This window comes from Acinetobacter sp. SWBY1, assembly GCF_002946595.1.
Taxonomy (GTDB): Bacteria; Pseudomonadota; Gammaproteobacteria; order Pseudomonadales; family Moraxellaceae; genus Acinetobacter; species Acinetobacter towneri.
In genome coordinates, this window is record NZ_CP026616.1 from 888,604 (window position 1) to 901,668 (window position 13,065).

The 13,065-nt window shown below is 41.3% G+C and carries 12 protein-coding genes; 4 read left to right on the top strand and 8 right to left on the bottom strand.

Annotated features, from left to right (window positions below):
* Positions 1 to 303: 303 nt before the first annotated feature.
* On the bottom strand, positions 304 to 1,446 hold the full coding sequence (locus C3Y93_RS04380; protein WP_096901859.1) for an acyl-CoA dehydrogenase family protein: 1,143 nt from the start codon (positions 1,444 to 1,446) through the stop codon (positions 304 to 306).
* Between the two features lie 240 nt (positions 1,447 to 1,686).
* Between C3Y93_RS04380 and C3Y93_RS04385 the strand changes: the two genes are divergently transcribed.
* On the top strand, positions 1,687 to 2,697 hold the full coding sequence (locus C3Y93_RS04385; RefSeq protein WP_104852191.1) for a glycosyl transferase family protein: 1,011 nt from the start codon (positions 1,687 to 1,689) through the stop codon (positions 2,695 to 2,697).
* A gap of 84 nt (positions 2,698 to 2,781) precedes the next feature.
* Here C3Y93_RS04385 and C3Y93_RS04390 read toward each other — a convergent pair whose 3' ends face one another.
* Together C3Y93_RS04390 and C3Y93_RS04395 are read right to left on the bottom strand one after the other, a co-directional pair.
* Entirely contained in the window at positions 2,782 to 3,051 is a 270-nt protein-coding gene (locus tag C3Y93_RS04390; protein WP_004972971.1) for a YeaC family protein, read from the bottom strand.
* Positions 3,051 to 3,968: an NAD(+) kinase gene (locus tag C3Y93_RS04395; RefSeq protein ID WP_207973958.1), complete on the bottom strand. Its 918-nt coding sequence runs from the start codon at positions 3,966 to 3,968 to the stop codon at positions 3,051 to 3,053. The genes C3Y93_RS04390 and C3Y93_RS04395 overlap by 1 nt, the downstream gene beginning before the upstream one ends.
* 179 nt (positions 3,969 to 4,147) lie before the next feature.
* Between C3Y93_RS04395 and mrcB the strand changes: the two genes are divergently transcribed.
* Together mrcB and C3Y93_RS04405 are read left to right on the top strand one after the other, a co-directional pair.
* A complete protein-coding gene (gene mrcB, locus C3Y93_RS04400) occupies positions 4,148 to 6,541 on the top strand; it encodes a penicillin-binding protein 1B (protein ID WP_104852193.1) in 2,394 nt (797 codons plus the stop codon).
* A 72-nt stretch (positions 6,542 to 6,613) separates the two neighbouring features.
* A complete protein-coding gene (locus C3Y93_RS04405) occupies positions 6,614 to 7,132 on the top strand; it encodes a hypothetical protein (protein WP_096901888.1) in 519 nt (172 codons plus the stop codon).
* 78 nt (positions 7,133 to 7,210) lie between these two features.
* On the opposite strand, the gene C3Y93_RS04410 is transcribed toward C3Y93_RS04405, so the two are convergent.
* Entirely contained in the window at positions 7,211 to 8,110 is a 900-nt protein-coding gene (locus C3Y93_RS04410; RefSeq protein ID WP_096901851.1) for an NUDIX domain-containing protein, read from the bottom strand.
* A 138-nt stretch (positions 8,111 to 8,248) separates the two neighbouring features.
* Between C3Y93_RS04410 and hemP the strand changes: the two genes are divergently transcribed.
* Positions 8,249 to 8,419 carry a hemin uptake protein HemP gene (gene hemP / locus C3Y93_RS04415; protein WP_004972965.1) on the top strand — a complete coding sequence of 57 codons (171 nt, stop codon included), beginning with the start codon at positions 8,249 to 8,251 and terminating at the stop codon, positions 8,417 to 8,419.
* A 111-nt stretch (positions 8,420 to 8,530) separates the two neighbouring features.
* Here hemP and C3Y93_RS04420 read toward each other — a convergent pair whose 3' ends face one another.
* The 4 genes from C3Y93_RS04420 to C3Y93_RS04435 form a co-directional block, all read right to left on the bottom strand.
* Positions 8,531 to 9,880: a sensor histidine kinase gene (locus C3Y93_RS04420; RefSeq protein ID WP_104852194.1), complete on the bottom strand. Its 1,350-nt coding sequence runs from the start codon at positions 9,878 to 9,880 to the stop codon at positions 8,531 to 8,533.
* Positions 9,881 to 9,897: 17 nt separating this feature from the next.
* On the bottom strand, positions 9,898 to 10,560 hold the full coding sequence (locus tag C3Y93_RS04425; protein ID WP_104852195.1) for a response regulator transcription factor: 663 nt from the start codon (positions 10,558 to 10,560) through the stop codon (positions 9,898 to 9,900).
* 131 nt (positions 10,561 to 10,691) lie between these two features.
* Positions 10,692 to 11,048 carry a NirD/YgiW/YdeI family stress tolerance protein gene (locus C3Y93_RS04430; RefSeq protein WP_104852196.1) on the bottom strand — a complete coding sequence of 119 codons (357 nt, stop codon included), beginning with the start codon at positions 11,046 to 11,048 and terminating at the stop codon, positions 10,692 to 10,694.
* A gap of 111 nt (positions 11,049 to 11,159) precedes the next feature.
* Positions 11,160 to 12,917, bottom strand: coding sequence for a GspE/PulE family protein (locus C3Y93_RS04435; RefSeq protein WP_004972956.1), 1,758 nt, complete (start codon positions 12,915 to 12,917; stop codon positions 11,160 to 11,162).
* Positions 12,918 to 13,065: the final 148 nt, after the last annotated feature.

The window sequence follows — 13,065 nt, forward strand, 5'->3', positions numbered from 1 at the left end:
AGCTTTCAAATGTTGCGCAATACAACTTTCAGTGTTTCAGATTTAAAAACATACAGTTGATCAAAGCATCACCAATCTATACATTTAAGCCGCAACTTTGCACAACGTACCGCTTAAAACTGGGCAACTATGCTTTTCTTTTTTGCATCTCTAATTCTAAGCGGTGTAATTTTATTTTTAAGTGTAATTATCAATCAGCTCATTGCTTTTAAGTCTGATCAAATTCATAAAAAAAGAGCCAGCACTGGGCTGACTCTGGAGATGATCCTTGATCTTTATTCAATTGGACTTTTAGGCATTGTTTTAACGCCCCAATAAACCACGCGCGACAATTTCTTTCATAATTTCATTGGTTCCACCGTAAATTCGCTGGATTCGCGCATCGACAAAGAAACGAGAAATCGGGTATTCCGTCATATAGCCATAACCGCCAAACAGTTGCAGCAATTGATCGGCAATTTTCATTTGCATATCTGTCGCAAAGCTTTTTAAAGCGGCTGCAGTTTCGACGTCCAGTTTGCCCTGCATATACAATTCGACGTTTTGATTATAAAAAGCAGCAGTTGCCAATTCATCAATCTTAGCCTGTGCCAATACAAAACGGGTATTCTGGAACTGACCAATGGCTTGTCCAAACGCCTGACGCTCTTGCACATATTGTGTGGTCACATCAATTGAACCACGAATAGCACCCAATGCTGTGGCTGCAATCGCGGTACGTTCACGTGGCAATTCTTGCATTAAATAGGCAAAACCATGCCCTGCCTGTCCTAACAATTGATTTTTCGGCACTTTGACATTGTCAAAGAATAGCTCTGACGTGTCTTGTGAATGCAAACCAATTTTTTCCAAATTGGTGCCTTTTTTAAAGCCTTCTAAATGAGTATCGACCAACATGAGCGACACGCCTTTGGCACGTGCTTGTGGATCTGTTTTTACTGCCAAAACCACTAAGTCTGCATGCTGACCGTTAGAAATAAAGGTTTTAGAACCATTCAGTACATAATGATCATCTTGCAAAATGGCGTTGGTACGCATGGCTTGTAAGTCTGAACCCGCACCTGGCTCGGTCATGCCAATTGCACCAACCACTTCACCCGACACCATTTTAGGCAGCCAGTATTGTTTTTGTTCTTCTGTACCAATATGCAAAATGTACGGCGCAGCGATTTCAGAGTGACAGGAAATACCTGTAGAAAGTGCGCTATAACCTGCACGTGCCGATTCTTCGACCAACATTAGGGAATAATGCGTTGGAACACCATAGCCGCCATATTCTTCAGGCACATCAATACATAAAAAGCCATTTTCACCTAACAGATTCCACACGCTGCGCGGCATGATGCCCTCACGTTCCCACGCAGCATAATGCGGTGCAATATGCTCCTGCATAAAACGTCGAAAGTTATCTCTAAATAATTCTAAATCAGCATCATAAGCCAGCATATCCAATCCTTTATTTTTCAATTGTTGTTTTCAATAGTATCCATGCTATGCATTTTTATACAGGCTGTCATGTGTTATCCCTACAGATTGTCTTACTTTACAGTCAAACTTTAGTCGTCATTTCAGATATGCAATGAAACTTGTGGCAGCTCGTACAAGCTGAAGCTGTGAATAGTGCTGCAAACTGTTGCCGAAGTTTATACACTAGTATACTAACTAAAGATGTGTGTGAACTCGCTTATGCCAAATACAAACCCCAATAAAAGAAATATTTATAAAGATGCAGAACATCCATTCGCACAATTTATTCGAATTATTGGCAAAGGCAAAACAGGCGCACGTTCACTGACCTATGACGAGGCCTATCAAGCTTTTTCTATGATTTTGCGCAATGAAGTGTTGGATGTGCAATTGGGTGCTTTTTTAATGTTGCTGCGTGTGAAGGAAGAATCTGTAGAGGAGTTGGCAGGTTTTGTACAAGCTACCCGTGATCAACTGCAATTTAAACCGCTTCAGGTCGATTTAGACTGGTCATCTTATGCAGGTAAACGCAGACATTATCCGTGGTTTTTATTGGCAGCGCTGACTTTAGCAAAACATGGCTATAAAGTGGTGATGCATGGTGCTTCTGGGCATACCATCAACCGTTTATATACCGAACAAGCACTGCAATATTTAGATTATCCAATTTGCCAAAATGACCTAGACGTTGAGCAACAATTAGCGCAGCGTAATTTTGCTTATTTACCTTTAGATGTTATTTCACCGATTTTGAGTGAGTTGATTAATTTACGCAATGTGATGGGTTTACGTTCTCCTATTCATACCCTTGCCCGTTTAATCAATCCATTTAATGCCAAAGCCACCATGCAGGCGATCTTCCACCCCGCTTATCGCAGCTCGCATCAACAAGCCGCATTTCAGTTGGGTTATCAAAACAGTGCAGTAATTAAAGGCGAAGGCGGTGAATTTGAGCGCAACCCTGATGCCAAGACATTAATTTGTGGCATCAAAAATGGCGCTTTATATGAACACGAACTGCCTAAACTGACCGATAACCGTAGCCCTTTAGAAGAAGAATTGGATTTGGCAGTATTTAAAGCGGTCTGGCTAGGTCAGCAAACTCATGAGTATGGTGAAGTCGCCATTACTGAAACCATGGGTATCGCTTTATATACCATGGGCGTTTGTGATGATTATGCGGCAGCAATGCAAAATGCACAGCAGCTTTGGCAAAATCGTCACAACTAAAACGTCATTGAAGATACAAAAAAAGACACCCATCTCAGGTGTCTTTTTCATCTTTCAATTTTCATGAAAGCAGTTTTGCATCATTTAAACAAAACGAATCGGTTTAAATTCTTCATGCTTGTGATGATCGTCATCACACTGCTCGCCTTCTTCTTTAGTGCCACGGTCAATATAGCCACTACGCTCAGTTTCAGGCAGGTTTTTCATTTCCCACGCATACACTGCTTGCATACAAATTTGACGTTGCTCTTGGGTCAGCGCAACACCATTAGGCCACTTGCCAATTTCAATTGCCGTTTTTAAACGTCCAACAATTTCAGGATCGAGTACGGCAAGCATTTGTTCAATATTCATCATTCATCCTGCTGTTGCATTGATTCAAAATCTTGATTCCACCCTAACTTAGTACGACAAGCCATATAGAAGTCATAACCTGGTGGATGTAATAAATTTAATTTATAAGGATGTTTGCGTATATGCAAACTATCTCCGACATTTAATGAAACACTATGTTGACCATCGGCACTGACCATTGGCAACACACGGTTTTCACGAATATTGATTTTAATTTCGCTGTGTCCACCCACCACAATTGGGCGTGAAGACAAGGTATGAGGATGCATAGGCACCAATGCAATTGCATCCATGCTCGGATGTACAATTGGGCCACCACCCGACAAAGCATAAGCCGTTGAACCTGTTGGGGTCGAAACGATTAAACCATCACTGTGCTGACGATAGACATATTGCCCATCAATATTCAGTTCAAAGTCAATCATGTGAACCGACTTACCCGAATGTAGCACCACATCATTTAAGGCAATCGCTTCATAAATGATTTCGCCTTTAGAGCGCACTTCCATTTCCAGTAAAAAACGACGGTCTGACTGAAAATGTCCTTGCAAAACCTGATCGAGTTTAAAGATTACTTCTGTCGGTTTAATATCGGTTAAAAAGCCTAAACGCCCACGGTTCACACCAATTACAGGGGTATTGTATTTAACCAAAGCGCGCGCTGCGTGCAGCAATGAACCATCCCCCCCCACCACAATCACCAAATCGACCACTTCGCCTAATAAAGCACGGCTGACTGTTTGGGTGTTGTTATAAGGTACAAGTTGAGCAGTGTCAGAATCAAAAACGGGATGCAAACCCAATCCTAAAATATGGTCGTGAATCAGACATAATGTTTCTACGACAGAATATTTGTCTGGACGGCCAATCAGTCCAATGTTCCGAAAGTTCTTATGTGAAATTTGCACCTGCGATATCGCTCCGCTACGATTCGACTCCTATCATAGCACTAACCTAGTTGATTTAAAAAAACTTTAAAACTACATTTCTGCTCAATTTTATGACGATATTTTCCCTTCAGTCACAGATTAATTATTGCAAATTCAGTAAAAGCTTCGCATGATTAGCAAAATTTATCAGGATCTTATCGCGATTTATGAAGTCTGAGCGTGGCATAGGCATAATTGCATTACTATTTTGCATCATCGTTATTGGTGGATTTATTGCATTTAGTATCTACTTGATTCGTCTGGATAATATTGTCAGAGACAAATTTGAAGGACAGCGTTGGGATATTCCAGCCAAGGTTTTTGCACGCCCGTTAGAAGTGTATAGCAATGCACCTGTCAGCCAGACCGACTTTACTCAAGAACTGAAACTGCTGGGCTATAAAAATACAGATAATTATGCTAAATCAGGCAGTTATGTCAGCGATGGTAATACTTTATTTGTGCATACCCGTGGTTTTGACTTTGGAGACAGTGTCGAACCTGAACAGGTTTTAAAAGTCAGTTTTGCCAACAATCAAATTAGTGAAGTGAGCGCCACCAAACCATCTAATACAGGTATTGCACGTTTAGAACCGATGTTGATTGGCGGAATTTATCCACAGCACAATGAAGATCGAGTGCTGATTAAACTGAATAAAGTACCAAAACCTTTAATTGAAGCGTTAATTGCCACTGAAGACCGTAATTTTTATCAACACCACGGGGTTTCAATTCGCGGTACGGCACGTGCCATTGTCAGCAACGTCACGGGTGGCAAACGTCAGGGTGGTTCTACCCTTACGCAGCAATTGGTGAAAAACTTTTATTTAAGCCCAGAGCGCACTTTAAAACGTAAAGCCAATGAAGCACTCATGGCTATGCTGATTGAGTTGCATTACAGCAAAGATGAAATTTTAGAAGCCTATTTAAATGAAGTGAATTTAGGTCAAAATGGTAACTATTCTATTAATGGTTATGGTCTAGCTTCACAGTTTTATTTTGGTATGCCGTTGCGTGAGCTAAACATTTCACAACAAGCCTTTTTGGTCGGTTTGGTACAAGGTCCATCATTATATAATCCTTGGCGCAACCCTGAAGCTGCCAAAAAACGTCGTGACATTGTACTAAACAATATGTTGGTAATGGGTTATTTAAACCAAGAACAATATGAAAAAGAAACTGTGCGTCCCTTAAATGTCATTACAAAACCGACCATTGGCCCTGCCCGTTTCCCTGACTTTTTAGATATTGTCCGCCGTCAATTACGTACTGAATATCAAGAAGGAGATTTGACCAATCAGGGTTTGCGTATCTTCACGACGCTTGATCCGATTGCACAAACCAACGTACAAAATGCTTTTAAAGCATCGGTTGAGCGTTTAAGCAAAGCCAATCCAAAGCGTTTAAAAGAATTACAAGGCGCGGTGCTAATTTCTCATCCTGAAAATGGCGAGTTAGTGGCAGCGGTAGGTTCTACGCAAGATTTTACGGGTTTTAACCGTGCTTTGGATGCCAAACGTCAAGTTGGCTCACTGCTCAAACCAATTATTTATTTAAGTGCGATTGAGTCTGGTCGATATAACTGGGCAAGTCCTGTAGAAGACAGCCAAATCAGCATCCCAATTGATGGTAAATCTTGGACACCACGTAATTATAGCGGCAGCGATCATGGGATTGTGTCTATGTCACAAGCCCTATCTCAGTCTTATAACCTATCTGCAGTTCGTTTGGGACAGGAGTTTGGATTATCTACCTTCCGTAATCACCTCATTAAATTTGGTGTACCAAGTGATGCGGTTCCGCAATATCCATCTATTTTCTTGGGTGCAGTAGATTTATCGCCTATGCAGGTGATGGATATTTATGGCAACTTTGCCACAGGTGGTTTTAAATATCCGACCAAAGCGATTCGCACCGTAGTCGATGCCAATGGACGTTTACTGGATCGTTATGGTTTAACCGTACAACAAACTATTGATCCTTCTGCCGCCTATATTTTGAATTATGGCTTACAGCAAGTGATGAGTTCTGGTACAGGTCGTGCGGCATATAATAGCTTATCGACAGATTTAAAATTGGCAGGCAAATCAGGTACAACCAATGATACTCGTGATTCATGGTTTGCGGGCTATTCAGGCAATTATTTAGCCGTTGTATGGCTTGGTTTGGATGATAACAAAGTCACAGGCTTAACAGGCTCGTCTGGTGCTTTGCCTGTCTGGAGTAATGTGATGCAGCAATTGCGTCAAAAGCCTGTCAACTTACGTCAGACCGAACAAATTCAATGGCATTGGATTGACCGCAGTTCTGGGCATTTATCTGCACAAGGCTGTGAAGGTGCGATGTATATTCCAGTGAATCGTAATAATGTACCGCGTCAGGCAACCGCATGTGGTTTTTCACACTATCAAGTTGAACCCGTTTACCAACCCGATACTGAAACTCAGCAAACAGCTCCTGAAACCAGTGACAGTATCGAAAATTATATCCGTGAAACTGAACCCGTAACAGATGACAATACCGATGGTCGTGTCATCTCAAGTGGCAGTTATATCAATTAAACTTGAGGATATCGGTCAGTTACGCTTATGAAATTATCACGTTTAAGACAAGTTTTTTTCACCACATTCGCTATGGGTGCGATGGCAACGATTGTAGCTTGCCAGAGTTTACCTGAACCGCCTGCTCCTCAGCCTGTGCCTGAAAAACCTAAAACTGTGACGACACCAGAAGGTGTGGTGATTCGTCCTTATGAACGTGAAGAAATTAAGCGTCAATCGTTGCAAGTGGTGGTGCCACAACAAACCGTGCAACAAAAATTAGAGGATGGTCGTAGTTTGCCTGCTTTTCAAAAGTTGATGCAGCAAACCCAGACCGCTTATAAACAAGGTCAATTCAATCAGGCCGAAACAGCAGCTTTGCAAGCGCAGCGACTTGCCCCGCAAGCGGCTGAAACCTATTTATATTTGGCTTTAATTGCCAACCAAAAGAAGCAACCCGCTAATGCAGAAGCCTTGGCACGTCGTGGTTTAAGCTATGCACAAAGCGATGCTATGAAACGTCAATTATGGCTAGTCATTCAAAAAGCAGCACAGCAACAAAATAATGCCAAAAGCCTTGCGCAAGCCCAACAAGCTTTGAAAGATTTGTAAGGACGATAATTTAATAAACTAAAAATCGCTGAGTGTGATTACATCAGCGATTTTTTTATTTGCGCAAACTAGAAAAAATCAAATAAAACGTACACCTGCAATGCCATAGGCATGATGCTGCTCTGCGGTAGTTAAATCATCTTGAGTTAAGCCACCCAAAGCAAAAACAGGAATATCGACAAATTCAGCGATCTGCTGGAATTTTTCCCATCCTAAAGGTGTGGCATCATGATGCGTGGTGGTTACTAAAACAGGACTGAGTAAAATTGCTTCACAACCAATTTGCTGTGCATGTTGTGCCGAAACAATATCATGACACGCTGCAATATAACGCTGCCCAACTTTTAAATCGCCCTTTTGTAATTGCATCAGTTGCGATTGTTTTAAATGAATTGCTGCAATGGCGTGTTGCTGAATCGTATTTAATTGCTTCCACAATTCCAAATTGACAATCACTTGCCCCAGTTGCTCAATGCAATATTCTGACAATTCGACCTTGCATGCAGCATTGGGTTCAACCCGCCAATACAGCAGTTTTTGCTTAGGCAAATTTGCTAAATGTTTTAAATCTTCACTGACTTTAATTGCCTGTTGCCACACTAGTCGTTGCACAATTGCACGATTGGCTTGTGGAAAATTCAGCTCTAAAAGTTGCGGACGGCTAAACCATGTCCAAGGCACTTGAATATCTTTTAATAAAGCTGCGGGTACAGCAGCCTGAAAAATATGCAGATTGACAATCACATCATCATATTCATGGCAAATAATATCAAAAGCATGCCAATGCTGTATGCCAACACCAACTTCTTCAAACACTTCACGGCGGCAAGCATCTACAGGAGTTTCGCCTGCTTCCACTTTCCCACCTGGAAATTCGTGTTTATTGCCCTGATGTTGTTTGGCTTCGCGCCAACCCACCAACACTTTGTTTTGATGAAATAACAGCGCAATTGCCACATGAATATTTGGCTTGGACATGAACCCGATTCCTTTTTTGCAATGTACGTTTTACTGCAAATTGTAGACTTTTATAAAATTAAAAATAATCCGTTGACAGGTTTACATGATAATGATTATCATTTAAAACAATTCTTACACACCACGGAGTAACTCAAAATGAACGCCCCATTTAACTTATTTTCACGTCATTCAGACACTCAGCATGCCCTACCTATGTTACATTCAAATAACTTGTTCGCGCTAGGACGCGAAATTCGTATTTTGCATGCAGGCGAAGAATATCGTTTACGCTTAACCCGTAACAATCGTCTTATTCTCACAAAATAATTAAAATAATCAACACAATAATAAACGTGGAAACAGCAGTATGAATCAGCGCATACTGCTTTTAAGTTCTGACTTGTTTAATTTTAACTTGCTTCCTAAAACCAATCATATTTACAACTGGGCTTTAGGCAACAAAATACGCACTTTTAAACCACCTTGTTCAGCACGTGAAAATTCAATTTTTCCTGCATGCAACTCTATAATTTTCTTACAAATCGACAGTCCTAAACCAGAACCTTGAGTTTTACTGCCTAAAGCACGGTAAAAGCGTTCTCCCAAACGTGCCAACACTTCATCAGTCACCGCTTGACCATTATCGGCGATACAAATTTCATGCATCAATTCATGCGGTTTTGCTTCAATCCAAATACATCCTTGAGGTGCTGCATAACGCACTGCATTGTCAATTAAGTTACGCAGGCAGCTAAATAGCAATTCAGGATTGCCCTGCACTTGTATTTCTTGTACATCCAACTGAATCTGAATGGCTTTTTCCTGAATAAATGGCGTCAGACTTTGTAAAACTTCCTGTACCAAGTCTGCTATAGATACCGTACTTTTATTTAACGATGCTGCATCGGTCGGGTCTAAACGTGCCAATAACAGCAAGTTTTCCAATACTTGTGTGCCACGGCTGACATCACGCTGAATTTGCTCTAAATCTTGTGCCAACTCAGGTTGTTGTTGGTATTTACGTTTTAGCACCTGCAAACGCAATTGAATAGCAGATAAAGGAGAACGTAATTCATGCGAAGCATCTGCAGTAAATCGCTGTTCTGCAATTAAAGACTGCTCTACTCGCCCCAACAATTTATTCAATTGCTGCAGCATGGGTTGCAGTTCTTTCAATTCAGGTTGTGTGGGGATAATTGGCGTCAAATCATGTTGATTTTTTTCTGCAATTTGTTGGGAGAGTTGCTGAATCCGCTTAAATTGACGACCAATCATAAAATGCACAATTGCCCATTGCAGGAACCACAACAGCAATAAAATAGCGGCATAGCCCAAACTGGTTGCAGCAATTTCCTTAAAGCGATATTTAAGCGGCTGCACGACAATCACATGCAAGCCATCTTCCTCTGCCACATAGCTGCGCCAAATTTGCCCATCTTGCCAGTGAAATGAAAAACCATGCTCAGATGCCACGGCAAGCTGAGACAAGTGAAGCTGAGAAATGTCATGTTCATCTTCAGAGGTGGTCAAAATCAGATCATCCAAACCCAATTGATAGGCAATATGAAATTGCTCGCTCAACTCATCGACCTGATTGCCTGCATGGTCACGCAAGTCTGCTCGCAGCAACATATCGGCTATTTCATCCATAATCTCGTCATGGACTTGCATGGTTTGGTAACTGGCAACCGCCAATAATAAAATCAGGGCGAGTCCACCCGCCAAGACCGAGCTTAAAACGGAGCTTTTAACCAGTTTGGATTGTAAAGAAATGACCTGTTTAGACATGCGGAGATCAAACTGAATTAGTTATCTTGCTGCATACGATAGCCTAAACCTCGTATGGTTTTAATGCGGCTACTGCCAATTTTTTTGCGTAATTGATAAATAAATACTTCAATCGCATTACTTTCAATTTCATCGCCCCATGCATATAAAGACTCTTCGAGCTGTTCACGAGTCACCACATGCTGCGGGTTTTGCATCAGTTTATGTAAAATCTGGAATTCCTTAGCCGTTAAATTGACCTGTTGATCACCCACTTTCACTTGTTTGCTTTGCGTATCTAAAACCAAGTTGGCAAATTCAAGCTGCTGTGTCGGATGACTTTGCGCACTGCGTAACTGACTGCGTACCCGCGCCGATAGTTCTTCAAGGCTAAACGGTTTAACCAAATAATCATTGGCGCCCAAATCAAGTCCCTGTACCCGATCTTGAATACTATCGCGCGCAGTAATGAAAATAACAGGAGTATCCTGTTGCTGCTGTCGTAAAGCGTGCAGAATTTCATCACCGCTATTTTTAGGCAACCCACGGTCTAACAACACACAATCATAATGATGCTGCTGAATGGCTAAAATGGCGTGATCGCCACGCTCGACCCAATCGACATTATAACCATCCATTTCCAGCCAGGTTTTAATACTTTCTGCTTGTGATACATCATCTTCAGCCAAGAGTAGTCGCATGCCATCCTCTGTTATTTTTGATGTACTTCAATTAAGAATCTAAGAATTATAAAACCACATCCCTCCTGTGAGGTATGTGGTTTTTCAGTGATGAATGCTGCTTGAAGTAAATCATGCGCACGCATTGAATGTTAGAAACGAACCTGATCGACATCTATTTCAATACGTTTTGCAGGCTTGTGATCAATATCCACTTCACCAACTAAGGTAACAGGCGTTTTGGCAGAAACGGCTTTGCCATTCCATAAGTCATCATCAATATCGACCGTAATAGTGCCTGTGTTATCACGGAACTGATATTTTTCATCACCAATAGATTTCACCACATAACCTTTTAACTGCACTTTGCTGTCATCTTTCAGGCTTAAAGCTTGTTTTACAGTTACATTTTGATGTAGTGCTTGGGTGTTAATGCTGTCGTTTGCCATGGTGATTGAAGCCATTGCCATTAAACCTGCCATCAACATTGCTTTCATTGTAAATTTCATTGCTTCACCTTTTTGTGTTGCTCATTTCGTTATGGTGATTAAAACAAAGCAAGATGAGCTGAATCTTAAGATTTCCATTTTTTAAAATTCATCGTAAAAAGTTTGAATCTGCTAATTTAATGGCACGACTCGCAACACTTCCTCTAAAGTGGTCATGCCTTCTAAAACTTTGCGTGCGCCTGCAATACGCAACGGTTCAATGCCCTCTTTTTTAGCTTGCTGACGTAATTCATTTAAATTGGCATTGGCACTGATGAGCTGTTTGGTGTCTAAACTTAAAGGCATAAACTCATAAATTCCGACCCGACCTTTATAGCCCGTTTGACGACATTCATCGCATCCGACAGGTTTAAACACTTGTGCAGGCATTTCCATAATGTAGTCAAAGGTCAAATGTTCCCAGTCTTTTTCATTTATTGAGCCTTCCTGCTTACAATGCGGACATAGCTTACGCACCAAACGCTGTGCCAAAACGCCTAAAATTGTGGCAGCAGTCAAAAATGGCTGCACGCCCAAATCATGCAAACGAGTCAAACTTGACGGCGCATCATTAGTATGCAGTGTCGATAAAACTAAATGCCCCGTCAGTGCCGCTTGAATCGCCATATTTGCGGTATCCTGATCTCGAATTTCTCCGACCATAATAATGTCAGGGTCTTGACGCATTAAGGCACGCACACCATCGGCAAAACCTAAATCAATTGCAGTATTCACCTGCATTTGGTTAAAACTCGGTTCTAACATTTCAATCGGGTCTTCAATGGTGCAGACATTGACTTCATCGGTAGCCAATTGCTTTAGCGATGAATACAGCGTGGTGGTTTTACCCGAACCTGTAGGGCCTGTAACCAAAATAATGCCGTGACTATGTGCAGTCAGGGCATGCCATTCATTCAACAAACGACTATCAAAACCCAATTGCTGAAAACTGCGTACCAATACTTCTGGGTCAAAAATACGCATCACCAGTTTTTCGCCAAACGCCGTTGGTAAGGTCGATAAACGCAGTTCAGTTTCTTGTCCTTTTGGAGTTCGGGTTTTTAAACGTCCATCTTGCGGTTTACGTTTTTCGGCTACATTCATACGCCCTAAAATTTTAATCCGTGAGATGACTGCGGTAAGCGTATTGGCAGGCATGTTATAGATGGTGTGCAACACGCCATCAATACGAAAACGTACTTTGCCTGTGTCTTTACGTGGTTCGAGGTGAATATCACTTGCGCCTTGTTCAAAGGCAAATTGCAGCACCCAATCCACCAACTTCACAATATGTTGATCATTGGCATCTGGGTTTTGGGTATCGCCCAATTGCAATAAAGCCTCGACCCCTTTATTTTCACGGTCATGTGCAGAAGATTTTTGTGATGAGTGTACTGCGCGACTCACTTGGTAATATTCGATCAAATAACGCTGTAATTGATCTGGGCTGAGTAAAACTCGCTGAATTTTTTTGGGCAATAAACTATGTTCTAAGTTGGCAACCCATTCTTTTTTATAAGGTTGATCTGTCGCAATTAACACCGCATCTGCAGTCACTTCCACCGCTAAAATACGGTTACGCAGTGCAAATTCCTGCGACATCACAGCTGTTAAAGCAGCAACATCGGCTTTTAACGGATCAATAATATAGAATGGCAAGCCTGATTTATCAGCCAGCCATTGGCATAAACGGTTTAAAGTTAAAGTGGTTTGGGGATGACTTTGATCGACCAAATTAAAGTTGGCAATCCATTGTAACGGATGCCATTTTAATTGATCACGTTGACGATGCGTGGTTTGTACCAAAGCCTGATCACGTTCGGTAATTTTACCATCTTTGACTAATTGTTCTAAGCACCAAGTACTGTCTATTTCAAAATTAAAATTCATTGTTATATGCCCCAAAATCTGGGTTTACTATAGCAGAGTTTGCTTTCAGGGCTGAATGACTTCTTTAATACAGTAATCTTGTATGGTTCGATTAAGCCATAATTTTAGAGTGAAAATAGATTCATAAATGGCGATAAACACAATTCAA

Excerpts from the sequence above, each read along its gene's own strand:
- mrcB (WP_104852193.1), top strand. The coding sequence starts at position 4,148 with ATGAAGTCTGAGCGTGGCATAGGCATAATTGCATTACTATTTTGCATC.
- C3Y93_RS04410 (WP_096901851.1), bottom strand. The coding sequence starts at position 8,110 with ATGTCCAAGCCAAATATTCATGTGGCAATTGCGCTGTTATTTCATCAA.
- C3Y93_RS04425 (WP_104852195.1), bottom strand. The coding sequence starts at position 10,560 with ATGCGACTACTCTTGGCTGAAGATGATGTATCACAAGCAGAAAGTATT.
- C3Y93_RS04420 (WP_104852194.1), bottom strand. The coding sequence starts at position 9,880 with ATGTCTAAACAGGTCATTTCTTTACAATCCAAACTGGTTAAAAGCTCC.
- C3Y93_RS04385 (WP_104852191.1), top strand. The coding sequence starts at position 1,687 with ATGCCAAATACAAACCCCAATAAAAGAAATATTTATAAAGATGCAGAA.
- C3Y93_RS04435 (WP_004972956.1), bottom strand. The coding sequence starts at position 12,917 with ATGAATTTTAATTTTGAAATAGACAGTACTTGGTGCTTAGAACAATTA.
- C3Y93_RS04380 (WP_096901859.1), bottom strand. The coding sequence starts at position 1,446 with ATGCTGGCTTATGATGCTGATTTAGAATTATTTAGAGATAACTTTCGA.
- C3Y93_RS04390 (WP_004972971.1), bottom strand. The coding sequence starts at position 3,051 with ATGAATATTGAACAAATGCTTGCCGTACTCGATCCTGAAATTGTTGGA.
- hemP (WP_004972965.1), top strand. The coding sequence starts at position 8,249 with ATGAACGCCCCATTTAACTTATTTTCACGTCATTCAGACACTCAGCAT.
- C3Y93_RS04405 (WP_096901888.1), top strand. The coding sequence starts at position 6,614 with ATGGGTGCGATGGCAACGATTGTAGCTTGCCAGAGTTTACCTGAACCG.
- C3Y93_RS04430 (WP_104852196.1), bottom strand. The coding sequence starts at position 11,048 with ATGAAATTTACAATGAAAGCAATGTTGATGGCAGGTTTAATGGCAATG.